This window comes from Rhodococcus sp. 105337, from assembly GCF_012844225.1.
Taxonomy (GTDB): Bacteria; Actinomycetota; Actinomycetes; order Mycobacteriales; family Mycobacteriaceae; genus Rhodococcus.
Genome location: NZ_JABAGQ010000013.1, coordinates 90,088 through 114,698 on the forward strand (window position 1 = coordinate 90,088; position 24,611 = coordinate 114,698).

Annotated in this window: 20 protein-coding genes; 10 read left to right on the top strand and 10 right to left on the bottom strand. The window is 68.5% G+C overall.

The window, feature by feature from the left end:
• The first annotated feature begins 9 nt into the window (after nucleotides 1–9).
• From HF886_RS18265 to HF886_RS18275, 3 genes are all read left to right on the top strand, one after another.
• A complete protein-coding gene (locus tag HF886_RS18265; protein WP_169653085.1) occupies nucleotides 10–831 on the top strand; it encodes an SDR family oxidoreductase in 822 nt (273 codons plus the stop codon).
• A gap of 87 nt (nucleotides 832–918) precedes the next feature.
• The gene (locus HF886_RS18270) at nucleotides 919–1,140 is read left to right on the top strand and encodes a helix-turn-helix transcriptional regulator (protein ID WP_169620127.1); all 222 of its coding nucleotides are present in this window, start codon (nucleotides 919–921) and stop codon (nucleotides 1,138–1,140) included.
• A complete protein-coding gene (locus tag HF886_RS18275; RefSeq protein WP_169620126.1) occupies nucleotides 1,137–1,640 on the top strand; it encodes a DUF2029 domain-containing protein in 504 nt (167 codons plus the stop codon). The genes HF886_RS18270 and HF886_RS18275 overlap by 4 nt, the downstream gene beginning before the upstream one ends.
• A 76-nt stretch (nucleotides 1,641–1,716) precedes the next feature.
• Here HF886_RS18275 and treY read toward each other — a convergent pair whose 3' ends face one another.
• Genes treY through HF886_RS18290 form a run of 3 tightly spaced genes read right to left on the bottom strand, consistent with a single transcriptional unit; the run spans nucleotide 1,717 to nucleotide 8,404 of the window.
• Nucleotides 1,717–4,080: a malto-oligosyltrehalose synthase gene (gene treY / locus HF886_RS18280; RefSeq protein WP_169653086.1), complete on the bottom strand. Its 2,364-nt coding sequence runs from the start codon at nucleotides 4,078–4,080 to the stop codon at nucleotides 1,717–1,719.
• Nucleotides 4,077–6,281, bottom strand: coding sequence for a glycogen debranching protein GlgX (gene glgX, locus HF886_RS18285; protein WP_169620124.1), 2,205 nt, complete (start codon nucleotides 6,279–6,281; stop codon nucleotides 4,077–4,079). Before glgX ends, treY begins: the two co-directional genes overlap by 4 nt.
• Nucleotides 6,282–6,325: 44 nt before the next feature.
• Nucleotides 6,326–8,404, bottom strand: a complete 2,079-nt coding sequence (locus HF886_RS18290) for an SGNH hydrolase domain-containing protein (protein WP_169653087.1) — start codon at nucleotides 8,402–8,404, stop codon at nucleotides 6,326–6,328.
• 149 nt (nucleotides 8,405–8,553) lie between these two features.
• Between HF886_RS18290 and HF886_RS18295 the strand changes: the two genes are divergently transcribed.
• From HF886_RS18295 to bioD, 3 genes are read left to right on the top strand one after another with little or no spacing between them, the layout of a single operon-like run.
• Entirely contained in the window at nucleotides 8,554–9,843 is a 1,290-nt protein-coding gene (locus HF886_RS18295; protein ID WP_169620122.1) for an adenosylmethionine--8-amino-7-oxononanoate transaminase, read from the top strand.
• Nucleotides 9,844–9,890: 47 nt separating this feature from the next.
• Nucleotides 9,891–11,030, top strand: a complete 1,140-nt coding sequence (locus tag HF886_RS18300; protein ID WP_169653088.1) for an 8-amino-7-oxononanoate synthase — start codon at nucleotides 9,891–9,893, stop codon at nucleotides 11,028–11,030.
• A complete protein-coding gene (gene bioD / locus HF886_RS18305) occupies nucleotides 11,027–11,704 on the top strand; it encodes a dethiobiotin synthase (protein WP_169653089.1) in 678 nt (225 codons plus the stop codon). Before HF886_RS18300 ends, bioD begins: the two co-directional genes overlap by 4 nt.
• Here the strand turns inward: bioD and HF886_RS18310 are convergent.
• Nucleotides 11,701–12,333, bottom strand: a complete 633-nt coding sequence (locus tag HF886_RS18310) for a methyltransferase domain-containing protein (protein WP_169620119.1) — start codon at nucleotides 12,331–12,333, stop codon at nucleotides 11,701–11,703. The two genes, bioD and HF886_RS18310, sit on opposite strands and share 4 nt — an antisense overlap.
• Nucleotides 12,334–12,487: 154 nt before the next feature.
• On the opposite strand from HF886_RS18310, the gene HF886_RS18315 reads away from it, so the two are divergent.
• Genes HF886_RS18315 through HF886_RS18330 form a run of 4 tightly spaced genes read left to right on the top strand, consistent with a single transcriptional unit; the run spans nucleotide 12,488 to nucleotide 16,315 of the window.
• Nucleotides 12,488–12,775 carry a hypothetical protein gene (locus tag HF886_RS18315; RefSeq protein ID WP_169620118.1) on the top strand — a complete coding sequence of 96 codons (288 nt, stop codon included), beginning with the start codon at nucleotides 12,488–12,490 and terminating at the stop codon, nucleotides 12,773–12,775.
• Nucleotides 12,772–13,581 (top strand): hypothetical protein, encoded by an 810-nt coding sequence (locus tag HF886_RS18320; protein WP_169653090.1) that lies wholly within the window; start codon nucleotides 12,772–12,774, stop codon nucleotides 13,579–13,581. The genes HF886_RS18315 and HF886_RS18320 overlap by 4 nt, the downstream gene beginning before the upstream one ends.
• Before the next feature lie 57 nt (nucleotides 13,582–13,638).
• A complete protein-coding gene (locus tag HF886_RS18325; RefSeq protein WP_169653091.1) occupies nucleotides 13,639–15,555 on the top strand; it encodes a fumarate reductase/succinate dehydrogenase flavoprotein subunit in 1,917 nt (638 codons plus the stop codon).
• A 1-nt stretch (nucleotide 15,556) separates the two neighbouring features.
• Nucleotides 15,557–16,315: a succinate dehydrogenase/fumarate reductase iron-sulfur subunit gene (locus HF886_RS18330; RefSeq protein WP_169620115.1), complete on the top strand. Its 759-nt coding sequence runs from the start codon at nucleotides 15,557–15,559 to the stop codon at nucleotides 16,313–16,315.
• A 16-nt stretch (nucleotides 16,316–16,331) separates the two neighbouring features.
• Here HF886_RS18330 and HF886_RS18335 read toward each other — a convergent pair whose 3' ends face one another.
• The 6 genes from HF886_RS18335 to HF886_RS18360 all read right to left on the bottom strand — a co-directional run bounded on the left by HF886_RS18335 (nucleotide 16,332) and on the right by HF886_RS18360 (nucleotide 24,576).
• Nucleotides 16,332–17,312 carry an iron-siderophore ABC transporter substrate-binding protein gene (locus HF886_RS18335; RefSeq protein ID WP_346765065.1) on the bottom strand — a complete coding sequence of 327 codons (981 nt, stop codon included), beginning with the start codon at nucleotides 17,310–17,312 and terminating at the stop codon, nucleotides 16,332–16,334.
• 92 nt (nucleotides 17,313–17,404) lie between these two features.
• Nucleotides 17,405–18,556 (bottom strand): VWA domain-containing protein, encoded by a 1,152-nt coding sequence (locus tag HF886_RS18340; RefSeq protein ID WP_169653092.1) that lies wholly within the window; start codon nucleotides 18,554–18,556, stop codon nucleotides 17,405–17,407.
• Nucleotides 18,553–20,769, bottom strand: coding sequence for a DUF5682 family protein (locus HF886_RS18345; RefSeq protein ID WP_169653093.1), 2,217 nt, complete (start codon nucleotides 20,767–20,769; stop codon nucleotides 18,553–18,555). Before HF886_RS18345 ends, HF886_RS18340 begins: the two co-directional genes overlap by 4 nt.
• Nucleotides 20,748–21,848 (bottom strand): AAA family ATPase, encoded by a 1,101-nt coding sequence (locus HF886_RS18350; RefSeq protein WP_169620112.1) that lies wholly within the window; start codon nucleotides 21,846–21,848, stop codon nucleotides 20,748–20,750. The genes HF886_RS18345 and HF886_RS18350 overlap by 22 nt, the downstream gene beginning before the upstream one ends.
• Nucleotides 21,845–23,269: a DUF5691 domain-containing protein gene (locus tag HF886_RS18355; RefSeq protein WP_169653094.1), complete on the bottom strand. Its 1,425-nt coding sequence runs from the start codon at nucleotides 23,267–23,269 to the stop codon at nucleotides 21,845–21,847. The genes HF886_RS18350 and HF886_RS18355 overlap by 4 nt, the downstream gene beginning before the upstream one ends.
• Nucleotides 23,266–24,576: an SWIM zinc finger family protein gene (locus tag HF886_RS18360; RefSeq protein ID WP_169620110.1), complete on the bottom strand. Its 1,311-nt coding sequence runs from the start codon at nucleotides 24,574–24,576 to the stop codon at nucleotides 23,266–23,268. The genes HF886_RS18355 and HF886_RS18360 overlap by 4 nt, the downstream gene beginning before the upstream one ends.
• Between the last annotated feature and the right edge of the window lie 35 nt (nucleotides 24,577–24,611).

The window sequence follows — 24,611 nt, forward strand, 5'->3', positions numbered from 1 at the left end:
GGTGAAGCGATGGAACTGTCTTCGGCGCGGCATGCATTCGTCACCGGCGGGGCCAGCGGGATCGGGCTCGGAATCGTCGACGCGCTGACGCAGCACGGGATCTCCGTGACGATCGCCGATATCGATCGGCAGGCTGTCGAGGCGGTGACGGCCGAGCGGGGGCCCGCGATCTGCGGAGTCGGTCTGGATGTTCGCGATCGCGATTCCTGGGCGCAGGCGAAGGCCGACGCCGAATCGGTGTTCGGACCGGTGGACATTCTCGTCAACAACGCCGGGATCGGGTTCAACGGCCGCGACGTGGTGGATACGGACGCGGACGTTTTCGACCTGCTTGTTGCGATCGATCTGGCGGGAGTGTTCCACGGCGTCACCGCATTCGGTGCGCAGATGCGGGATGCGGGGCACGGGCACATCGTCAACACGGCGTCGGTCATGGGGCTCACGGCGGGTGCTCCGGGCCGCGGTGCCTACAGCGCGGTGAAGAGTGCCGTCGTCTCCCTGTCGGAGGCGCTCCGTGCCGAGATGGCGTCACACGGCGTCGGCGTGTCCGTGCTGTGCCCGGGACTCGTGAGGTCGAACCTCGATGCGAACACCGCCCGGTTGGGAGGGCATGTGGAGGATGCTTCACACATCAAGGGCGCGGGAGATGTAGGGATGACACCGGCCGCGGCAGGGGCCTGCGTGGTGCGGGGGATCGCCGAGGATCTGCCCTACATCGTCACGCACCCGGAATATCTCGGGTACATCGAGAAGCGAATGGACGCCATCAGAGCCGCGGTGGAGGCAGTGGCCGCGGTGGAGATCGGGAGCGGAGCAGGGCCGGTGGCCTGACCTGGCCGGCCGGTGCGCTGCTGAGTGGGAACAGTTCGAAAGACAAGTATTCTTGACATGAAATGACAAGCAGGCTTTACTTCTGGCATGCCGGAGACACCGAGAGGCAACAAGGTCCGCGAGCTGCGCAAGCAGGCGCGCCTCACGCAGGCCGAACTCGGTACGGCAGTCGGGGTAAGCCGTCAGAGCATCGTCTCGACCGAGAAGGGTGATTACGCACCGAGTGTCTACCTCGCTCTGCGACTCGCTCGCACCCTCGGTACCACTGTCGAAGAACTGTTCCCACTCAACCCGGAGGGGCTCCCATGACCGCGTTTCTCAAGGCTGCTCGTGTCGTCGCCGACCTCGACGACGACTTCTACCACGACGAACGGCAACGCGATGTCTGGAACGAGGCCTCCGCGGTGGGGTTCCAGCTGTTCCAGTGGTGTGCCCTTGTGGTCGGGGCCGTCCTGCCGTGGGTCGCGGGCCGGGCCGGTGCCCACATCGCGATCGGTGTTCTGGCCACGTGGTTCGTCCTCTCGATGGTGACCATCGCCTATGCCCGCGCTCGAGATGTCGACGTCTACGCCACCGCGAAAACGCTACGTCCGCGAACCGTTTTCGCGGTCGTGCTCTACCTGGCCGGTGTCGCCGGCATCTACGTGGAACTCGCGAACCCCGTCGGCTACGACAGCGCGACCTGGGCAGGTATGGCCGTGGGGGCGTTCGTCGGCGCCGGTGCGGTGGCGGCTGTTCTGGTGTGGGTCCGCCGCCGCGACCGGCGCCGCGAAGCCGAGGAAGCAGCGCGGGACGAAACCGAGGTGTGAGCACGGGGCCCGCAAGTTTCGGTTAGTTTTTGCCCGCTGTGCGGGCATTTAACCACCAAGGTCAACAGACATCATCTCAGTCGCGCACCAGCGCCGCCACCGGCAGCGCTGCGAAAAGATCTGCGGGCCGGACGGTTCCGGAGAATTGCCGTCCCGAGAGCGCATCTGTCCAGGATCCGGGCGGGAGGTGGAACACCGTGTCGCCCCAGCCCGTCGCAGCGAGAGCCGCGGTATGCCGCATCGACAAGGCGAGCACATCGACGTCGTCGGCCGTCGGGCCACGGCCGAACGCCAGGACGTGCTCGGCTCCCGGCCCGGCCGCAAACAACGGGACGTACGCGCCGTCCACGAAACTCTCCGGCTTCTCCCGGCGCAGCCGCAGCGCACTCTTCACGACCGTGAACTTCGCGGGCACCGAACCGGATTCGCCGAGCAAGCCCTTGCGGATCGCGAAATCCACCGGACGCCGGTTGTCTGGGTCGACGAGGGAGTCGTCCCACAGTTCCGTCCCCTGGTAGACATCGGGAACGCCCGGCCCGAGAAGCTGCAGGAGCTTCTGCCCGAGGGATGCCGCGGCGACATGCTGCTCGAGTTCGGCGACCAGTCCGGTGAGAGCCACACCGACGGGTCCGCCGCACACGGCATCGAGCCAGTCCGTGACGGCGCCCTCGAACTCCGCGTCGACCTCTGTCCACGTGGAGCGGGTGCCGTTCTCGCGCAGCGCTTTCGTGGCGTAATTGTGGAGCCGCTCGCGCAGTTCCCCGGTGACAACACCGTCGGCCGGCCACACCCCGAACAGTGTCTGCCAGAGGAACAGCCCGATGGCGGCGTCGGGCGGCGGCGCGATCGCATTCCATTCGCCGAGCCGCTGTGACCACAGGTCGGAGACCTGGGACAGCACTCCGATACGAGCGCGCACGTCCTCGCTGCGTTTGGTGTCATGTGTCGACAACGTCGTCATCGCGCGGGGAAGACGACGTGCACGTTGGGTCCAGGAAAGGTGGAATTCGGCTGCGCCGAGGGAGAAGCGGCCCGGCTGCCCGCCGACTTCCTGCAGGGACACGAGCCGGGCAGCCCGGTAGAACAGGCAGTCCTCCACCGCTTTCGCGGTTGCCGCGCCACAGACCTGGCCGAAGCGTGCGGCTGCTTCGCCTCCGGTCGCGAGCGCCGTTGTGAGCATCCGGAGGGCGGGCTCGAGGTCCGGCTTCTCCCGGGCGACCTCGCCGACGATGCGGGGGAGCATCGTGGCGAGCGGAGCATAGTCGGCGCGGTAGACGGGCACCCGCGCCGCGACCGTGGTCACCGCATCGCGCAGGACTGCGTCCGAGAGTTCCTGTGCGGAGCTGGCCGCGCCGTATCCGGCGGTGTCCTTCCGGATCGCGCGGACGAGCCGGGCCACCTCCGGAGCAAGTCCGGACCGCAGCACCGAGCACTTGAGGTCGCGTTCCTGGGAATGCAACCACGCGGCGTCCCCGTCGGAGCCGGTGTAGGTCCGGGACACCGCGGTGAGCGCCTTGTCGCCGCGGGGGTCGACGAACACCGCGGCGAGTTCGTCGAGTGCGTCGTACCCCGTGGTGCCGTCGACCGGCAACGTCATGTCGAGGGGCTCACCCTCGGCGAGGATCTTTTCGATCACCAGCCAGCGCTGCGGTCCGATCAAGGAGCGCAGGCGCTCGAGGTACGCCGACGGATCGGCGAGACCGTCGGGATGGTCGACCCGCAGGCCGTCGACGAGGTCGTCGTCGATCCACGACGCGACCTGGGCGTGCACCGCGTCGAACACCCGCGGATCCTCGACCCGCACCGCGGCCAGATCGTCCACGGTGAAGAAGCGCCGGTATCCGATCAACCCCGAATCCCAGGGCACCAGCCGGTACGCCTGGCGTGCATGGATTTCGGCCGGGGTTCCGTCGTCGGTTCCCGGTGCGATCGGGAATCGCTTGTCGTAGTAGGCGAGCACGGGTTCGTCACCCGTGCGATCCACCGTCAGTTCCTGCACCGCGTCGGCGGAACCCAGCACCGGAAGGGCGATCCGGCCGTCGGCACCGTTGTCCTCCGACCAGTCGATGTCGAAGAACGACGCGTACGCCGAGTCGCGGCCGCGCCGCAGCACGTCCCACCACCAGGCGTTCTGGCGTGGGTCGCCCACGCCCACATGGTTGGGGACGATGTCGACGATCACGCCCATTCCGCGCGAGCGCACCTCTCGTACGAGGTGTTCGAAACCCGCACGCCCCCCGAGTGCCGGCGACACTGTGGACGGATCGACGACGTCGTATCCGTGATTCGATCCGGTGGTGGCGGTGAGCAGGGGAGACAGGTACACGTGCGAGATCCCGAGGCCGTCGAGATAGTCGACGATGGAGACGGCGTCGGCGAACGTGAACGCGTCACCTCGCATCTGCAGCCGGTAGGTGGACAGCAACGGGAGTGAGGTCATGCGGTCCTCCGCAGCACCACCATCGAACGTGCTTCGACCAGGATCGGCTTTCCTGCGGTGACGCTGAACTCCCGCACGCCGTCCGCGACATCGGTATCGATTGCCACGGACCATTCGTCCGCGTGCGCGCCGTCGGGAGTCACGAACTCGATCGGTTCGTGGTGGGCGTTGAAGCACAACAGGAACGAAGTGTCGACGACGCGTTGCCCGCGCTGGTCCGGTTCGGGGATGCCCTCTCCGTTGAGGAACACCGCGAGCGACTTGCCGAAACCGCTGTCCCAGTGCTCTGGGGTCATCTCTTCCCCGGAGGGAGTGAGCCACGCGATGTCGCGGGACTGGTCGCCGCTGCGGATCGGCCGGCCCTCGAAGAAGCGACGACGCCGGAACACCGGATGCTCGGTTCGCAGCGCGATGACATTGCGGGTGAACGCCACCAGATCGGCATTGGCCTCCGCGAGAGACCAATCCATCCACGACAATTCGTTGTCCTGGCAGTACACGTTGTTGTTGCCGCGCTGGCTGCGCCCCATCTCGTCGCCGTGCGCGAGCATCGGGGTGCCCTGCGACAGCACGAGCGTGGCGAGGATGTTGCGCTGCTGTCGCGCCCGCAGAGTCAGGACCTCGGGATCGTCGGTCGGACCTTCTACGCCGCAGTTCCACGACCGGTTGTGCGACTCGCCGTCCCGGTTGTCCTCACCGTTGGCGTCGTTGTGCTTGTCGTTGTAGGACACCAGGTCCGCGAGTGTGAAGCCGTCGTGCGCGGTCACGAAGTTGATGGACGCGCCGGGACGCCGGCCGGTGTCCTCGTACAGGTCGGACGAGCCGGTCAGGCGGGAGGCGAATTCCCCGAGGGTCGACGGCTCGCTGCGCCAGTAATCGCGCACCGTGTCGCGGTACTTGCCGTTCCACTCGGTCCACAGGCTGGGGAAGTTGCCCACCTGGTAACCGCCTTCGCCGATGTCCCACGGCTCGGCGATGAGCTTGACCTGCGAAACCACCGGATCCTGTTGCACCAGATCGAAGAACGCCGACAGCCGGTCCACATCGTGCAGTTCGCGGGCGAGCGTGGATGCGAGGTCGAACCGGAAACCGTCGACGTGCATCTCCGTGACCCAGTACCGCAACGAATCCATGATCAGCTGGAGAGTGTGGGGATGCCGGGCGTTGAGGCTGTTGCCGGTCCCGGTGTAGTCCATGTAATGGGTCTTGTCGTCGTCCACGAGACGGTAGTACGCGGCGTTGTCGATTCCCCGGAAGCTGATGGTCGGCCCGAGGTGGTTGCCCTCGGCGGTGTGGTTGTACACGACATCGAGGATCACCTCGATTCCCGCTTCGTGGAACGCGCGGACCATAGCCTTGAACTCGGCAACCGCCTCGCTCGGCTTCGACGACGACGAGTACTCCGTGTGCGGGGCGAAGAACCCGAAGGTGTTGTAGCCCCAGTAGTTGCGCAGACCCTGGTCGAGGAGCACCTGGTCGTGCATGAACTGGTGCACGGGCATCAGTTCGATCGCGGTGACCCCGAGGTCGAGCAGGTGGTCGATGACGGCGGGATGGGCGAGACCCGCGTAGGTGCCGCGCAGGTATTCGGGGACGTCGGGATGCGTGGCCGTCATCCCCTTGACGTGTGCCTCGTAGATCACCGTCTCGTTGTAGGGGCGCCGGGGATGCCGGTCGTTCGCCCAGTCGAAGAACGGGTTGATCACCACCGTCGTCATGGTGTGGCCGAGGGAGTCGAGCTGGGGGAAGTCGGCGTCCGGCGCGCCCGATTCCGCGCTCTCGTCGCTGTCGGACTCTGCGTCCGTGTCCGAGGGCAGCGCGTACGAGAACAACGACGCGTCCCCGTCGAAGTCACCGTCGAAGGCCTTGCCGTACGGGTCGAGCAGCAGCTTGCTCGGATCGCACCGGTGGCCGTTCTCGGGGTCGTAGGGGCCGTGGACCCGGTATCCGTACCGCTGGCCCGGCGAGACCGTGGGCAGATATGCGTGCCACACGTAGCCGTCGACCTCTTCGAGCGGAATGCGGGTCTCGGTGCCCTCACGCGAGATCAGGCACAGTTCGACTTTTTCGGCGATTTCGGAGAACAGTGCGAAGTTCGTTCCGGCGCCGTCGTACGTCGCACCGAGGGGGTAGGCACTACCGGGCCACACAGGGATCGGCTCCGGTGTTTCTTCGCTGGTATCCGTGGGGCTGGGCTGCATGACTGCACAGTAGCCGCACCCGGGCACATGAACTCGCCGGGCGTTCACCACCAGCCGGTAGCGGGACCCAGTTGCGCCTCGAGATCGGGTGTCATCGTGCGCACGTACGTCGTCGTGAGGTGGTTCTCGTCACGGTAGATCAGCACATTGCCCTCGACGACGCGGCAGAGCTCGGGCCGGCACAGGGAATCCGACAGGTCGATCAAGCTCACGTTGGGGGAGAAGGCCGAGGCCTCGATCGCCGGGTCGACCGGGTCGAGGGCGTCGGCGCGCGCCACCGCACACGAGTCGGAGTTACCGCCACCTGCAAGGCAATCGGCAGCCCGGTAGCTCATGTCGTCGTGGAACAACCACGGGTTGTCGCGGATCGCGACGACGGGGATGCCGTACTCGTCGAGTGTGCGCCACAGGTCGACGTACCAGAACGGGGTGAAATCGCCGGGCCCCTCGCCTTCGTCCTTCGTCCGCGTCGATGTGGTGAACAGGTAGTCGGGAGGATCGGCCTGGAGTTCTGCCAGCACCTTCACCGACCATGTGTCGCACTCCACCGTCGGAGATTCCTCCGTGAGCTCCGCGAGCGGGTCCGAGAGCGGGCACCCCACCTTGAGATAGGTGTCGAGCCGGAAGCCGTGTTTCTTACCGAGGGTGTCGAGTGCCGCGAGCCAGTGCTCGGAGTGGGAGCCTCCGGCGAGCACCATTCTCCGGGTCGACAACGGGTCGCCGTAGGTGCACGTCAGCGGTTCGCGGTTGGTGTGCTGGGCGATGCAGTGGTCGAGCGTCGCCGGCGGCAGATCCCGGTGTGCGACGAGCAGCGGGGGCTGGACGGGCTGCGGCTCGACGTCGACGAAGCCCTTCAGCGCAGCAGCACCGGGATACAGGTCGGGTGACAGTGCCACCACGCGCTCGAGGACATCGTCCTGACGGGCAACGTGGGTTGTCCAGCTTGCGGTCGCGGCCACGAGTGCGACACCGGCCACTGTGACGGACGCCACGAGAACCTTGCGGGTGCGGCCGGACTCGGACCGGCGGATCGGGTTCTCCAGCCATCGCGTGGTGGCCTCCGCGAGCGCGAGAGACACGGCGATCACGCCGAGGCCGCCGAGCAACCCGACCGAGGGCCTGTCCCGGAGCACCAGGTAGCCGATGAGTACCGGCCAGTGCCATAGATAGAGGGCGTAGGCGACGGCTCCGAGCCGTACCAGCGGGACGCTCGACAGCACCCGCGCGGTCGGTGTGTCGGCAACGCTGTCCCCGGCCCGGGTGTTACCGGCCACGACCAGCGCCATGGCCGCGCCGACCGGCACGAGCGCCCACGGTCCCGGGAAGAGACTGTTGCCGTCGAGGACGACACCACAGGCACACAGCACCGCCAGACCCACGACGCCCAGAACGATCCGCGCCGGACGGGGGACCCGCAGCCACGGGGCCACACAGGCGAGCACTCCGCCGAGTGTGAGCTCCCACATCCGGGCGGCGCTGTCGTAGTAGAGCCACGACTGGGGCACGTCGGCCAGGACGGCGTATGTGAGGGAGGCGACGGTGAGGATGGTGAGCAGCGCCGTGAGGGGAGCGCGGGCGGGTATCGATCTGCGTCGCAGGAACCACGTCGCGCCGAACACCACGATCAGTGCGCCGATGTAGAACTGGCCCTGGACCGAGATCGACCACAGGTGCTGCAGCGGGCTGACCATCGGGTCGGCCGCCAGGTAATCACTCGCTGTGCGCGCGAGATGCCAGTTCTGCATGAACAGCAGCGACGCACCGGTCTGCTCGGCGACGCGGAACCACTGCGTATACGGCAGCAGCGCCACAGCCGCGACGGTCGTCCCCAGCAGCACGAGCACCAGCGGCGGGAGCAGTCGCCTGCCCACCCGCCGCAACACCGGTCGCGGGTCCAGCGGGGCGTGCGACTCGGCAACCCGGAGCAGGGTGCCGACGAAGAAGAAACCGGAGAGCGCGAGGAAGACGTCGACACCGCCCGACACGCGTCCGAACCAGACGTGGAAGACCACGACGAGGGCGATCGCAAGGCCCCGCACGCCGTCGAGATCGGCGCGATACCCGAGACGGGTGCCCGGTGCCGCAGTGGCCTCCGGGGCCCGGTCCGAGGTGCGGACTGGCATACGTGTACTCCTCAGCGTCGTGGACTCGGCGGTGCCTCGGGCGGGACGCCGTGGAACACGCGAGCAGTTTTCCTGTGACCTTGGTACCCAGGAACTTGGGCAGACTACGTCCAATGCACCCGCCGATTCCAACCGCCTACAGTCGTGCCGTGGTTTCTCCCCGCATGTCCGCCGACCGGATCCGCACGCTCGACGCCGATCATCTGTGGCACCCGTACGGCGCGTTTCCGGCCTCCACGGAACCCCTGGTGGTGGACCGTGCGGCCGGTACGAGGCTGGTGCTCGCGGACGGACGCGAGCTTGTCGACGGCATGAGTTCGTGGTGGGCGGCGGTGCACGGTTACCGGCATCCGGTGCTCGACGCCGCGGTGACCGATCAGCTCGCGAAGATGAGTCACGTCATGTTCGGCGGACTCACCCACGCTCCGGCGGCGAGGCTCGCGGAGTTGCTCGTCGACATCTCGCCGGAGGGCCTGGACAAAGTGTTTCTCGCCGACTCCGGATCGGTGTCGGTCGAGGTGGCCGTGAAGATCGCGTTGCAGTATCAGCGGGCTGTCGGCCGTCCCGAGCGACATCGCCTCCTCACGTGGCGGGGTGGGTACCACGGGGACACGCTCGCCCCCATGAGCGTGTGCGACCCGGAGGGCGGCATGCACGCGATGTGGACGGACGTGCTGGCCAGGCAGGTTTTCGCGCCGGCGCCTCCCCGCGCGTTCGATCCCGGTTACGTCGCTGCCTTCGAGTCGGTCCTGACCGAGCACGCGCACGAACTCGCCGGGGTGATCGTCGAACCTGTCGTGCAGGGGGCGGGAGGTATGCGCTTCCACGACCCGGCGTACCTGCGCGAGTTGCGGCGCATGTGCGACGAACACGGATTGGTACTGATCTTCGACGAGATCGCGACCGGGTTCGGGCGGACCGGGGAGATGTTCGCCGCCGACCACGCCGGCGTCGCGCCCGACCTGATGTGTGTGGGGAAGGCGCTGACGGGCGGCTACCTGACCCTGGCGGCAGTGCTTTGCACGACGCACGTCGCAGAAACGATCAGTGCCGGGGAGGGCGGCGGTGTCATGCACGGGCCCACCTTCATGGCGAATCCACTCGCGTGCGCCGTCGCGGTCGCGTCGACCGAGCTTCTGTTGTCGCGGGACTGGCGGGCCGAGGTGGCCGATCTCACTGCCGGGCTCGTGTCCGGGCTGGCGACGGCGCGCGATCTTCCGGGAGTGACCGACGTGCGGGTGCTCGGCGGAATCGGGGTGGTCGAAACCCGGGAACCGGTCGACATGCGGGCGGCGACCGCGGCGGCGGTGGAGGCGGGCGTCTGGCTGCGGCCGTTCCGGAATCTCGTCTACACGATGCCGCCGTACGTGTGCACGCCGGAGGATGTCGCCGCGATCACCGCGGGTGTGGTCGCTGCGGCTGCCACGGTGCGGGGCTGAACACCCGGGGCTACCGTACTTGAACACTGTTCAAGTACGGTGTGGCCATGTCCACCTCCGCCGGTCTCGCCTGGCTCGACCACGCCGCGGAACGGCGACGGGTCGCCGGTCTGCACCGAGAACTCGTTCCCCGCACCGTCGCCGCACCGATCGTCGATCTCGCATCCAACGACTACCTCGGGCTCGTCCGCCATCCGGAGGTGCTGGCCGCGGCGACGGCCGCGCTACGCCGCTGGGGCGGCGGTGCCACCGGATCGCGACTGGTTACGGGCACCACCGCCGAACACGAGTTGCTCGAACGCGAACTCGCCGAGTTCACCGGCGCAGAAACCGGATTGGTGTTCTCGAGCGGATACGCCGCCAACCTCGGCGCTGTCACCGCGCTGGCGGGCAGGGACACCGTCGTCGTCTCCGACGCGGGATGCCACGCATCGCTCGTCGACGCGTGCCGGCTGTCCCGGTCGAGGATCGTCGTCACCCCGCACGGTGACGTCCGGGCGGTCGCCGGCGCCCTCGCCGCACGCACCGAACCGCGGGCGCTGGTCCTCACCGATTCGGTGTTCAGCACCGACGGCGACCTTGCCCCGCTGCGCGACCTGCACGAAGCGTGCCGCACCCACGGCGCACTCCTCCTCGTCGACGAAGCTCACGGGATCGGGGTCCGGGGAGCGGGCGGCCGCGGGCTCGTCCACGAGACTGGCCTGGCCGGGCAGCCGGACGTGATCGTCACCGCCACCCTGTCGAAATCGCTGGCCTCCCAAGGGGGTGTGGTTCTCGCGGACGCCCGGGTGCGTGAACACCTGATCGACACCGCCCGCACGTTCATCTTCGACACCGGACTCGCTCCCGCCGCGGTCGGTGCCGCGCGCGGAGCCCTGAAGGTGCTGCGCGCCGAGCCCGGACTCGCCGGCGCGGTCCTCGAGCAGGCGGCGCATCTCGCCCGGGTGACGGGTGTACTGCCGCCACCCTCCGCGGTGGTGTCGGTGATCCTCGGCGACCCGCACGTCGCGGCACGTGCGGCCCGGCGATGCCGCGAGCGCGGCGTGCATGTGGGCTGTTTCCGCCCGCCCTCGGTGCCCGAGGGAACCTCCCGCCTGCGCCTGACCGCACGGGCGAATCTCTCCGAGCACGAACGCTCGCTGGTGGACTCCGTACTCGCCGAGGTAGTGGCCGAGGCCCGCACGTGACCACGCTGTGTATCACCGGCACATCCACCGGAGTCGGAAAAACCGTCGTGACCGCCGCGCTCGCGTCACTCGCCACGAACCGGGGACTGCGGGTCGCGGTGTGCAAGCCGGCGCAGACCGGGGTCGGCGACGGCGAACCCGGCGACCTCGCCGAGATCGTCCGGCTCACCGGAACCGATATCGAGACCGTCGAACTCGCCCGATACCCCGACCCACTCGCGCCCGACACCGCAGCCCGGCGCTCGGGACGGCCGTTGCTCGATCTCGACCGAACCGTCGACGCGGTGCGTGCGCTCGAGGACACCGCCGACCTCGTCCTCGTCGAAGGCGCCGGCGGCGTGCTGGTCCGTCTCGGTGCCGCCGGGTTCACACTCGTCGATCTCGCCGGGGCGCTCGGCGCACCGACGGTGGTGGTCGTGGCCGCGGGCCTCGGAACCCTCAATCACAGCGCGCTGACCGTCGGGGCGCTGCGCGCGGCCGCCGTGGAATGCCGCGGACTCGTCATCGGCAGCAGTCCTGCCACACCGGATCTGGCGGAGCGCTGCAACGTCGGTGACCTGCCCGCGGTCACGGGTGTTCCACTGCTCGGTTCCGTACCCGAAGGGGCGGCCGCCCTCACGTCCGCGGAGTTCGCGCGCGCTGCGCCCCGCTGGTTGCGTGACGTTCCGGTCTAGGACGGCGAGTGCGCCACCACCCGGATACCGACTCCCGCGAACCCGGTGCGTCGCACCTCGTCGATCACGAATCCGGCCCGTTGCAGGTAGACGACGGGGTCGCGGGTGAGGTGATCTGCTCCGAACCGAATCGACACAGGTTCGAGCACGCGCATCGCCGCTGTCACCGCTCTGCTGGTGGAAGGGCCGTGCTCGGCGAGCACGACCTTGCCGCCGGGCACGAGTACACGCATCGCTTCACGCGCGGCCGACTCCGGATCGGGGATGGTGCAGAACGTGAGCGTCGACAGCACGGTGTCGACCGATGTGTCCGGGACGGAGAGCGACTGCACGTCGCCGCGGACCACGGCGCAGTGGTCGAGCCCGTATTCCTCGATGCGCCGCCGCGCCAGCCGCAACATGCCCTCGGAGAGGTCCACCCCGAGGACTTCGGTGACATCCGGCCCGTACAGGGGCAGATTGAGCCCCGTACCGACGGCGATGTCGAGCACTCGGCCACGGGCCTGCTCGACCGCCCATTGCCGGGGACGGCCGAGCAGGCGTCGCTCGACGACACCGATCTGCGAGTCGTATCGATCGGCCATGGCGTCGAAGACCTGCGCAATTCGTGCGTTGTCCGGCTGCGCCACGAGCCCTCCGTTCCGGGTGCCGGTGTGCGAGGGAAGGCAACCGCTCTTCGCAAACCGGAAACGGCTCGGGAGTACGCACACCTGTCGTAGTGTGAATGCAATCACATGGAGTCGGCGGGCGTCGGCGTGCCGACCGTTTTCCTCGGAGGTACGGATGTCCACCACCGATATGCACGAGCTGCAGAACGCGATCGGCCAGCTACGCCGATGCGTCGGGTCGCTACGGTCGCGCTACGGCGACGCCGCGCCGGTCCGCAGGCTCACCAACGACCTCGACCGGCTCGACATCGACGCGCGTGACTTCCAGGAGACACCGCCGCGTTCGCTGTGGGCGGCATCCGAGGACCGCATCCCGATTCCGGATTCGCCCTACGACGAGTCGTTGTTCCGCGGAGTCGACGCCGACGACGAAGGACTCGGCGGATTGCACGGGGAGCGGTGAGCGCCCCTGTCGGCGCCGGGGTCCGAAGTGCGGCCCGGGCGCGCATCGCCGCGCGCACATTACGGACCGATCGGTGGTGGCAGACACCTGCGCTGACCGTTCTCGGTCTGGCCGCGTTCATCGTCTACGCCACCGTGCGGTCGTTCACGCGCTCTGCCTACTGGGTCGACGAGTACCACTACCTCACGCCGTTCTATTCACCGTGTGTCAGCGCCTCGTGTTTGCCGGGTTCGTCGCACTTCGGCGTGTGGGTCGGCGAACTCCCGCGGTGGATTCCGCTGGCGTTCGTCTCGCTGCCGTTCCTGCTGCTGTTCCGGCTCACCTGCTACTACTACCGCAAGGCGTACTACCGGTCGTTCTGGTTGTCGCCACCGGCCTGCGGTGTTGCGGAACCGCACCGGACGTATACCGGCGAAACCCGATTCCCCCTCATCGTGCAGAACTCGCACCGCTACTTCTTCTACATCGGGTTCGTCATCTCGCTGGTCAACACGTACGACGCGATACTCGCGTTCCACAGTCCGAGCGGCTTCGGGTTCGGACTCGGGAACGTGATCCTGGTCGTGAACGTGATCTTGTTGTGGGGGTACACGCTCTCTTGTCACTCCTGCCGGCACGTCACCGGTGGCAGGCTCAAGCATTTTTCGAAACACCCTGTGCGCTACAAGATCTGGACGTTCGTCTCGAAGATCAATGCGCGGCACATGCAGTTCGCGTGGATCACTCTGGGCACGCTGGTCCTCACCGACTTCTACATCATGCTCGTCGCGAGCGGCACCATCTCCGACCTCCGATTCATCGGCTGACAGACCGGCACGACCGGCACCACACGAGGCACGACGCGATACGGAAAGGCACTACACATGGGGGAAGTCGAGCGGCACGACTACGACGTGGTCGTGATCGGAGCGGGGGGAGCCGGACTGCGGGCGGTCATCGAGGCTCGGCAACGCGGACTGAGAGTTGCGGTCGTCTGCAAGTCGCTCTTCGGCAAGGCCCACACCGTGATGGCCGAAGGAGGGTGCGCCGCCGCGATGGGCAACGCCAACTCGCGCGACTCCTGGCAGGTCCACTTCAAGGACACGATGCGCGGCGGAAAGTTCCTCAACAACTGGCGCATGGCAGAACTGCACGCCCGTGAGGCGCCGGACCGGGTCTGGGAACTCGAAACCTACGGGGCGCTGTTCGACCGCACCCCGGACGGACGGATCAGCCAGCGCAACTTCGGCGGGCACACCTATCCGCGACTCGCCCACGTCGGCGACCGGACCGGCCTCGAACTGATCCGCACGATGCAGCAGAAGATCGTCTCGCTGCAACAGGAGGACTTCGCCGCGACCGGCGACTACGAGGCGAAGGTGAGGGTGTTCTCCGAATGCACCATCACCGAACTCCTTCTCGACGGGCAGGGCCGCGTCGCGGGAGCCTTCGGATACTGGCGGGAATCGGGCAGGTTCGTCCAGTTCACGGCTCCTGCCGTCGTCATCGCGACCGGGGGAATCGGCAAATCCTGGAAGGTGACCTCCAACTCGTGGGAGTACACCGGGGACGGGCACGCCCTCGCGCTGCGTGCCGGTGCCTCACTGATCAACATGGAATTCGTCCAGTTCCACCCCACGGGCATGATCTGGCCGCCGAGCGTGAAGGGCATCCTCGTCACCGAAGGGGTCCGCGGTGACGGCGGTGTCCTGAAGAACTCCGAAGGGGAGCGGTTCATGTTCTCCTACGTCCCTCCGGTGTTCAAAGGGCAGTACGCGGAGACGCCCGAGGAGGCGGACCGCTGGTACGAGGATCAGGAGAACAATCTCCGCACGCCCGACCTGTTGCCGCGCGACGAAGTGGCACGGGCCATCAACTCCGAGGTCAAAGCGGGTCGCGCCACCCCGCACGGAGGCGTATTCCTCGATATCGCGTCGCGGATGCCCAGCGCGGAGATCATCCGGCGATTGCCGTCCATGCATCACCAGTTCCTCGAACTCGCGGACGTCGACATCACCCGGGAGGCGATGGAGGTCGGCCCGACGTGCCACTACGTGATGGGCGGCATCGAGGTCGATCCCGACACCGGCGCGGCGTCGGTACCGGGCCTGTTCGCGGCAGGGGAGTGCTCGGGAGGGATGCACGGATCCAATCGTCTCGGCGGTAACTCGCTGTCGGATCTGCTGGTGTTCGGCCGTCGTGCAGGGCTCGGTGCCGCCGACTACGTGCACGGTCTCACCACCCGGCCCGAAGTAGCCGACGAAGCGGTGGAAGAGGCGGCCCGCACAGTGCTCTCACCGTTCGATCCCGCCGACCACGACGAGGTGGAGAACCCGTACACGCTGCACCAGCGGCTACAGGGCGTGATGCACGACCTCGTGGGCATCATCCGCACAGCCGACGAGGTGGAACGCGCGCTCGCGGAACTCGACGACCTGCGCGCGCGGATCCCCAACATTGCGGTGGAGGGGAACCGGCAGTACAACCCGGGCTGGCACCTCGCGCTGGATCTGCGCAACATGCTGCTCGTGTGTGAGTGCGTGGCGCGGGCGGCGTTGCTGCGCACCGAGAGTCGCGGCGGTCACACGCGCGACGACCATCCCTCGATGGACGCGAACTGGCGGCGGACATTGCTGGTGTGCCGCAAGTCCGGTGAGGACCGCATCATCCCTGAGGTGTCCGTCGAACGGGAACAGCAGACCCCGATGGATCCGGAACTGCTCGAACTCTTCGATATCGAGGAACTCGCCAAGTACTACACCGACGAGGAACTCGCCGGTCACCCCGGACGGAGGCACTGAGATGGCCGACAGTGAGGGCTACACCGCCGAGTTCAGGATCTGGCGCGGGGACCGCGACGGCGGGGAACTGCAGGAGTATTCGGTGCGGGTCAACGAGGGTGAGGTGGTCCTCGACATCCTCCACCGACTCCAGGCCACCCAAGTGCCGGACCTCGCGGTGCGATGGAACTGCAAAGCCGGCAAATGCGGTTCGTGCTCGGCGGAGATCAACGGACGCCCGCGTCTGACGTGCATGACCCGTATGTCGCTCTTCGAGACGGACGATCCGATCGTCGTCACGCCCTTACGGGGTTTCCCGGTCATCCGTGACCTCGTCACCGACGTGTCGGGCAACTACGCCAAGGCCCGGGAGATTCCGGCGTTCGCGCCTCCCCCGGACCTCGCGCCGGGGGAGTACCGCATGCAGCAGATCGATGTGGAACGCTCGCAGGAATTCCGCAAATGCATCGAATGCTTCTTGTGTCAGAACGTATGTCACGTCACGCGCGACCACGAGGAGAACCGGCCCGCGTTTGCGGGACCCCGGTTCTTCATCCGCCTCGCCGAACTCGACATGCACCCACTCGACGTCGCGGACCGGCGCGACCTCGCTCAGGACGAAGCCGGACTCGGCCTCTGCAACATCACCAAATGCTGCACCGAGGTCTGCCCCGAATACATCCACATCACCGACAACGCCATCATCCCGATGAAGGAACGGGTGGCCGGTCGCCGGTACGACCCGGTCGTGTGGCTGGGCAACAAGCTGTTCCGGCGCTGACCTACCCGCGCGGTCGTCAGCTGACGCGCTCGCTCAGAAGCGGCACCAACTGCTCGAGCGCGAACGGAATCGACAGGGCCGAGTTCAGCGAGATGGCGTTGGCGATGTCGCTGCCGCTGTCGAGGACGAGGAAACGACCGTCCCGCACGGCAGGAAGCTGCTGGAACAAGGGATTGTCGGTGACCTCGGAGGTCTCGACGAAGATCGGCAGCACGACGAGCAGGTCGGCGTCGAGCATGCCCAGGTTCTCCTCCGAGACCGGGATGAAGAAGCTGTCCGTCTCCACGGCCTCCACCGCCGGGTTGTTGACGAACCCGAGGTCCTGCAGGAACTGCACGCGCGCGTCGCCGGAGACGTACGCACCCCATCCGTCCGAGGTGTAGGCGGCGACGGTGACGGTCTTGCCGGCGAACTCCGGATGCTCCGCCGCCGCGGTGGCGAACTGTTCGTCGATGTCCGCGACCACTTCGGCACCCTTGTCGGGGACGCCGAGCGCGGAGGCCACCATCGAGATCTGCTCGTCGCGCGGCGTCAGATATGCCGTGGCGCCCTTCGGGGGACCGACCGTGGTGGCGATCGCCGAGAGCGTGTCGTACCGGCCCTGATCGCCCGAACTGGCGGTGTCGAGGATGAGATCGGGTGCCAATGCGGCGATCTGCTCGAAGGACGGGTCGACGGTACCGATGATCTCCGGAGACTCCGAGTAGCCGTTCTCGACCCACGGGCCGACTCCGTCGCCACCGAAGGCCAGCCAGTCGCTCACGCCGACGGGCTGGACGCCGAGCGCCAGTGCCGTCTCCGCGTCGCCCCATCCGAGGGCGGCGACGCGCTCGGGCTGTGATTCGACGGTCACATCACCGAACATGGTGGCGATGGTGGCGGGAAACGCTCCGGATCCGTTGTTGCTCGTCTCGTCGGCCGAATCGCTGTCGGTCGAGCCGCACGCTCCCACGGCGAGCGTGGTGGCCGCCATCAGCGCCACAAGTCGGAGTTTCACAGGTGTCCTCGTTTCACTTGCCGGTGCACGTCGTATGTGCGTTAGGTGATCCTAACCCCCGGTGGGGGCGGCACGGTATCTCGGCGGCCGAGTTACATCGACTGTGCCCATCGACCGATATCGCCACGTTCGAGCGCGAGTGCGAGCAGGTCCGGGAAACGGTCCGGGGTGCACGCGAACGCCGGCACGCCCAGAGCGCCGAGCGCCGCCGCATTGTCCCGGTCGAACGCCGGAGCGCCGTCGTCCGATAGCGCGAGCAACACCACCACCTGGACCCCGGCGGCGAGCATCTCGCGCACCCGGGAGAGCATTTCGGCCCGGATGCCGCCCTCGTACAAGTCGGAGATCAGCACGAACAGCGAGTCCGTGGGGCGCGTGATGAGGGTCCGGCTGTAGGCGATCGCCCGGTTGATGTCGGTGCCCCCACCCAGTTGCGTGCCGAACAGCACGTCGACAGGGTCGGTGAGCTTGCCCGTGAGGTCCACCACGGCGGTGTCGAAGACGACGAGGGAGGTACGCAGCGCCTGCATCGAGGCGAGCACCGCAGCGAAGACCGCCGCGTACACCACGCTCGACGCCATCGATCCCGACTGGTCCACGGCGAGCACCACGTCCCGCTGCACCGCCTGGGAGCGTCGCCCCAAGCCGACGAGACGCTGCGGAACCACGGTGCGATAGTCGGGTTGGTAGTGCGCCAGATTGGCGCGGATCGTGCGGTGCCAGTCGATGTCGCGAGTTTTCGGATTCGAGGTCCGGGACGATCGGTCGAGGGCTCCCGACACCGCGGTCCGGGTGCGCTGGGCGATGCGTTCCTCGACCTCACGGACGACTTTTCCGACGACCGCTCGTGCTGTCGCCCTGGTGGTCTCGGGCATCACGCTGTTGAGGCTCAGCAGGGTGCCGACGAGATGCACGTCGGGTTCGACGGCGTCGAGCAGTTCCGGTTCGAGCAGCAGCCTGTCGAGTCCGAGGCGGTCGACCGCGTCGCGCTGCATCACCTGCACGACCGTCGTCGGAAAATACGTGCGGATGTCGCCGAGCCAGCGTGCGACCTTCGGGGCCGAGGCGCCCAGTCCGCCGCTGCGCGGTCCTCCGGTCCCGTCCGCGTCGGTGTCGTACAACGCGGCGAGGGCCGCGTCCATCGCCGAATCGGTTCCCGCGCCCAGCGCAGTGGTAGATTCTTCCGCGGCATCGCCGAGGAGAAGTCGCCAGCGCCGCATTCGCTCGTCGAACTCCGTTGTCATGCCGGGACCCCCAGAATCAAGGCGGATGCCGCGACTGCGCGACGGCCGCGTTCGGCATCGAGTGCCGCAGAGGTGCGGTGCTGCTCGGGGCCCCCTCGCACGGCCCGGCCGAGCAGGCTGCGTTCCCCGTGCGCGAACGAACCGAACGTGCGTCGCAGCACGGGCAGGACGTCGACGAATTCCTCGGAGCGCAGATCCGACACCCACGTGTCGATCAGGGACAGCAGGTCGCGGTCGTGCACGAGCAGCAGCCCTCCACCGCCGACGAATCCGTCGATCCAGCGTGCCTTCGCGGCCGCCGTGGACCCGACCGACAACGCGCGGGCGACCCGCACAGCGGTCGCGCGCTCGTTCAATCTCCCCACATCGCGAAGCATCCGGACCGTCCGGCCGGTGAGCACGCCGTCGACATCGTCGCGGTCGCACACCGAAGCGAGCGTGTCGAGCCAGCGGTCCGTCGCGCCGGGATCGTCGCGCAGCGCCAGCGCCGTGTGCACCTCGTCGACGGCATTCCGCACCGTGTCGGCGGCGTCGGTGTCGAGCCCGGTGACGGCGGACGGCAGGCCCGCGCAGACGCGAGCGAGGACCGCATCGGCGACATGCACCAGCGAGGACAGATCGGTCCCGCGCACGTCGCCGTAGCGGACCGTACGGATCAGCGACGGGAGTGCCGACATCAGATGCAGCACATCGTGATCGAGAGCGGCGGCCGCGTCGATCGCAGTGACCAGTTGGGGCACCGCGTCGCGCAGATCCGCGAGCAATGCCTGTTCGAGCAGGTCGGTGACCTCGCCGAGCGTGGTGCCCGCGGTCCGGGCGCGGTCGAGCACCGTGGCGGATGCGGCGGCCTCGACGGTGGTGCCCCACCGGGACGCCTCCACGATGGCGACCGCCAGTTCCGGATCCCATTGCAGCGACCAGGTCTCGCGAAACGTTCCCGTCGAACGCACCGCGCTCTCGGCCGGTAGCGCCCACTCGATCCCGAGCAGCGACAACTTGTGCAACAGGCGGGATCGTTGCAGATCGAGATCTTTGCGGAGGTCGAGGTCCAGCTTCTTGGCGATCGGGGCGCGTTTGAGCCGAAGGCTTTTCGAGCGCGCCTGCAGGTCGGCGTCCAGCGGAACCGTCGGGGTGTCCTCGGGGACCGCGCCGAGTGCTTCTCCGATCACGAGTGTGCGCGCCACGAAGTCGAGCAGCACCTCGTCGCCGTCGCACAGGACCGCACGGGTGGCCTCGACGGCCTCCGCCAAACCGGGCACAGCGCGGCCGCGCAGCGCCGCGAGCGTATCGGCGAGGCGGGTGGCTTCGATGACATGCGCGCTCGAGACCGGGAGGTCTTCCTCGCGCAGCACCCGCGCGACGCGGGTGAACCAGCGTGCGGTCGTGTCGTCCGGGTAGCGGAAGAGGTGGTCGTACCAGCCGGGCGAGGTGATGCCGGCGCCGTAGCCGGACGCGGCAGAGAGCCGCGAATGGGTCCACGGCACCCACGTGAGCGCCGCTTTCACCTTCGGAAGACCTCTGAGCACGCGCGCGTCCGGCGCGGCCGGACCGAGCGGGCCGCTCAGGGCGGGCGCGTGCATCGCCCCGCACACGACGGCAATGTTGCGGGCGCCGGCCTTGACGGCCGTGCGCAACACCTGCCGCATGTGGGCTTCGCGGCGCGCCGTGTGCTCGTCGAGTTCCACGTCGGCGCGCAAGGCCGCCATCGCCGCAGTGATTTCGTCGAACGCTCCGGCCCCCGACTCCTCCTCCGCCGAGGCATGCTCGATCACGGCATCCCACCACTGCTCGAAGTCGTCGTAACCCGCCGCGGACGCCAGCGCTGCGAGCGGGTCGGTGCGCTCCGCGGATTCCGGAGAGCGGTCCGCGGCCAACGAGATTGCCGCCGGAAGGTCGCAGAAGCGCACGTCGGCGTCGTGCAGGATCGCCCAGCGCAATGCCTGCCACTCCGGCGAGAACGCCGCGAACGGCCAGAACGCCGCGCGCGCGGGTTCGTCACGCACGTAGGCGAGCAGCGCGACCGGCGGTTGCATCTCGTCGGATGCGGCCAGGGCGAGGAACGGATCGGCGTCGGCCGGTCCCTCGATCAGGACGGTGTCGGGCTCGAACTCCGCGAGGGCGCGCAGCACCGCGCGCGCCGACCCCGGCCCGTGGTGCCGGATGCCGAAGACCCGGATCTCGGCGCCGTCGCTCACCCGGTGATCTCCCGGCATGCGCGATAGAAGTCCGCCCACTCGGGACGCTCCCGCACGACCGCCTCGAGATATTCGTTCCACACCACGCGGTCGGCGACCGGGTCCTTCACCACCGACCCGAGGATGCCCGCGGCGATGTCGGTGGAGCGCAGGACTCCGTCACCGAAGTGCGCCGAGAGCGCCAGCCCACCGGTGACCACGGAGATCGCTTCGGCGGTCGACAAGGTGCCGGACGGCGACTTGAGTTTGGTGCGTCCGTCGGTGGTCACACCCTGGCGCAGTTCCCGGAACACAGTGACCACGCGCCGGATCTCCTCGGCGGCAGCAGGGATCTTCGGGAGTTCGAGCGAGGTTCCGAGTTGTTCGACGCGACGGGTCACGATCGCGACCTCGTCCTCTTCGCTGGCGGGCAGGGGGAGCACCACGGTGTTGAATCGTCGTCGCAGCGCCGAGGACAGTTCGTTGACGCCCCGATCGCGATCGTTGGCGGTGGCGATCACGTTGAAGCCCTTGCTCGCCTGCACTTCGATGCCGAGTTCGGCGACAGGCAGTGTCTTTTCCGACAGGATCGTGATGAGGGCGTCCTGCACGTCCGCGGGGATGCGGGTGAGTTCCTCGATGCGGGCGATGGCGCCGTCGCGCATCGCCGTCATGATCGGCGACGGGACGAGCGCGTCCGCAGACGGTCCTTCGGCGAGCAGTCGCGCGTAGTTCCAGCCGTAGCGGACCGAGTCCTCGGACGTGCCGGCGGTGCCCTGGACCAGTCGGGTCGACGACCCACTGATCGCCGCGGAAAGATGTTCGGACACCCACGTTTTGGCGGTACCCGGGACACCGAGCAGCAACAGTGCGCGGTCGGTGGCGAGGGTGGCCACCGCGACCTCCATCAGACGGCGCGGGCCCACATACTTGGGGCTGACGACGGTGCCGTCGGACAGTTCGCCGCCCAGCAGGTACGTCACCACCGCCCAGGGCGACAGGTGCCAGGACGGCGGGCGGGGCCGGTCGTCGAGCCGCGCCAGCGCCGCGAGTTCGTGCGCGTACTGCTGCTCCGCATGGGGGCGCAACAGCGTTGGTTCGGAAACGGCGTCGGTCAACTCAGCTCCTCGTGAAGGGTCTTGCGCAGGGTCAAGGTGTCGGCGGCCGTCGCGAACAGGTTCAGCCGGTCGAGGTGGTCGGTGCGGTTCGCGGCGTCGGCGAGCAGTTCGGTGAGCTCGAACGGCGCGCGATGCGCGATCAGGGTGAGGATCGTCCGGAACGAGCGGACGCCGGTTCCCTCATCGCCGTACAGCGCGATGAGTACCTTCTCCGCCAGGTCCCGGGGCCACGGCGCGGGGAGAGCGCCGAGCAGGTCGGGGTCGAGCAGGGCGCGGCCGGCCGAGTCGCGCAGATGCGCCACCAGCACGGGGCGGGGCAGCGCCTGCGCGACGTCGGCACCGACCGTGCCGTCGCGGCGCAGCAGTGCGGCGGCCCATTCTCCGTTGCGATGCAGGGCAGTGGCCGCGGCCCAGCCCGCGTCGAGCGCCTCGCGTGCGGGTTCGCCGACGCGGTACCCGAGTACCTGCCGGGCGGTCGGAGCGATGTGCTGCCACGCGGACGGAGGAGCGGAGGACACGACCGTCGTCAGCCGGCGCATCGCGACACCACCCGGCCGGGAGGCGCCCTCGTCCACGCCGTCGCGCAGCGCTTCCGCGTCGAGTCGGTCCGGGACCTCGACCACGAGATCGCCGTCGTCGACGCGTGTCCACTCCCGCACCCGCCGGGACATCCGCTCGGCAAAATCGGAGTCGGGGAGGCGGCGCAGCAACCCGAGGGCGGTCGCGCGGACCTTGCGGCTGCGGTCGTCGAGCGCGTGCTCGAGCAAGGCTTCGTCGTGCTCGCCGAGGCCGTTCGTCAGCAGTTCGAGCAGCGCCGCTCGCTGCGCCGCCGTCTCCGACGACCACGACGCCGTCAGTCGCGCTGCGGCGGCATGGGGGTCGGCGGCCCGCGCCACCGCGAACCATCGGCGGCGCTGCGCAGGCGAGCCGTGCAGCCAGAGTCGTTCGTCGGCCGGGTCGGGTGTGACGAGGTGGGACCACTCCGGGTTGAGCGCCGCCACCCACTGGCCGCGGGCGCCGGCGAGGCGCAGCAGGTGCTCGCGGTGTGGGGTGTCGGGCGCGGCGAACCACAGCAGATCCACCACGATCTCGTGCGGTGCCCGGAACCGCTCGGCGAGCGCGAACCACTCCGGAAGAAGGGGCGAGCGGACGACGAGCAGTCCACGCAACCGCTCGGCTGCCGCCGGTGGGAGCGTGAGGCGGTCGTCGTCCGGGGCAGGGCTCGGCAGTGTGCGCACCGTGGGGAGGGTCGCGGCGGTGAGGAACGCGGACTCGAGGGCGGCGGCCGCGAGCAGACGCGAAGCCGGATCGCCGGTCAGCGCCGTCGCCGCGTCCGCGGTGTGCAGCGTCGACGTTGCCGGTGCCGAGCGGGCTGTGCCGAGCAGCGCCGCGGTCGACAGGGTTTCGAAGGTCTCCGTCACAGTGACAACTCCTGTCCTGCCGTGAACAACGACGCCGGTGCCAGGCGGGTACCGTCCCAGTCTCCGCATACCGTCAGCGGGTGGCCACCCGCGACCGTGAGTAGTCGCCACCGCGTGTCGTCGTCACCGCCGAGCGGCAGCGCGCGACCGTGCCGGTCGACGAGGTGCCAGGACCCGTCCGATCCGACCGGAACCACGCTGTCGAGCAGCATCGGCCACGAGCGGATCCACGGGTCGGCGCCCAGCACACGGGCGTACTCGTCGAGTGCCGCATCGAAATCCGGTGCGGTCCCGGGCAAGGAGGCAGGCAGCGTGGTGAACGGTTCGGGATCGGCGTACCGCTCGCCGACGAGCGCGCGGAGCGGTGCGGCACCGGGATAGAAATGCAGGTCGGCGTCGACGAGCATGCCCGGCGGGGGAGTCGCGTCGGGGAACCGGGCGGTGCCGTGGGAGAAATCCAGAAGGATCGCCCAGCGTCCGGTGTCGCGGCCACGTAACCACACCTTGCGGGTGAACAGTCGGCTGTCCTCGGAGATGCGGGTCGCGAGTACCTGCCATCGGTCGCGGACGGGCGGCTCGGAACGCACGTCGTCGGCGCGGGTGGGGAATCCGAGGTGGGTGCGCACCGACCGCGCGAGAGGGTCGGGCAGGTCGTCGATCTGCCGGTACGCGACCACCAGCAGATGCAGACGCGCGTACTCGGTGAGCACCCGGGCGGGCCAGTCCACCTCGGTCGCGACGACCCCGGCGAGAGCGCGCAGTGTCGAGGCGACGCCGGGGACCTGCGCATCGACCATGCGAGCCGCGATGTCGTCGTAGGTGGAGTACCCGTGGTCGACGGCACCGAGACCGCTGCGGATCCGGTCGGTCAGCCAGCGGTCGAGTTCGTCGAGCCCGGCGGCCGCGCGCTCGGCGCGGCGCTGGACGGTCGCCGGATCGGGAGCCTTTGCGGGTTCGTCGCCCGGCTCATCCGGGGGAGTGGTCTGCGCGGCGCGTGACGCGAGCCATTCGGTGACCGAGCCGGGTGGGTCAGCCTTCGGCACCATGCCGTCGGACCAGCGCATGAGCAGGGCGAGTGCGTGCTTGCACGGGAGTTTCCGGCTCGGGCACGTGCATGTGTAGGCGGGGCCGTCGAGGTCGATCGCGGTGCGGTAGACAGCGGTGCCCCGGCCGCGGCATTCGCCCCAGAGCGCGCCGTCCTGCCGCCCCGTATCGATCCACCCCGACACCAGTCCGCGCGCAGCGGTCAGCGAGGACGGATCAGGTGCGGCGGCAGCGATCCGATCGGGGGGCCAGGGGCTTGTCACGTCCTGAGAACGTACGGCAGGGTTCCGACAGCGAC

Coding starts and splice junctions, on each gene's coding strand:
- HF886_RS18290 (WP_169653087.1), bottom strand. CDS start 8,404: ATGCCAGTCCGCACCTCGGACCGGGCCCCGGAGGCCACTGCGGCACCG.
- HF886_RS18340 (WP_169653092.1), bottom strand. CDS start 18,556: ATGACAACGGAGTTCGACGAGCGAATGCGGCGCTGGCGACTTCTCCTC.
- treY (WP_169653086.1), bottom strand. CDS start 4,080: ATGACCTCACTCCCGTTGCTGTCCACCTACCGGCTGCAGATGCGAGGT.
- HF886_RS18300 (WP_169653088.1), top strand. CDS start 9,891: ATGTCCACCTCCGCCGGTCTCGCCTGGCTCGACCACGCCGCGGAACGG.
- HF886_RS18265 (WP_169653085.1), top strand. CDS start 10: ATGGAACTGTCTTCGGCGCGGCATGCATTCGTCACCGGCGGGGCCAGC.
- glgX (WP_169620124.1), bottom strand. CDS start 6,281: ATGCAGCCCAGCCCCACGGATACCAGCGAAGAAACACCGGAGCCGATC.
- HF886_RS18315 (WP_169620118.1), top strand. CDS start 12,488: ATGTCCACCACCGATATGCACGAGCTGCAGAACGCGATCGGCCAGCTA.
- HF886_RS18270 (WP_169620127.1), top strand. CDS start 919: ATGCCGGAGACACCGAGAGGCAACAAGGTCCGCGAGCTGCGCAAGCAG.
- HF886_RS18345 (WP_169653093.1), bottom strand. CDS start 20,769: ATGCCGGGAGATCACCGGGTGAGCGACGGCGCCGAGATCCGGGTCTTC.
- HF886_RS18330 (WP_169620115.1), top strand. CDS start 15,557: ATGGCCGACAGTGAGGGCTACACCGCCGAGTTCAGGATCTGGCGCGGG.
- HF886_RS18325 (WP_169653091.1), top strand. CDS start 13,639: ATGGGGGAAGTCGAGCGGCACGACTACGACGTGGTCGTGATCGGAGCG.
- HF886_RS18275 (WP_169620126.1), top strand. CDS start 1,137: ATGACCGCGTTTCTCAAGGCTGCTCGTGTCGTCGCCGACCTCGACGAC.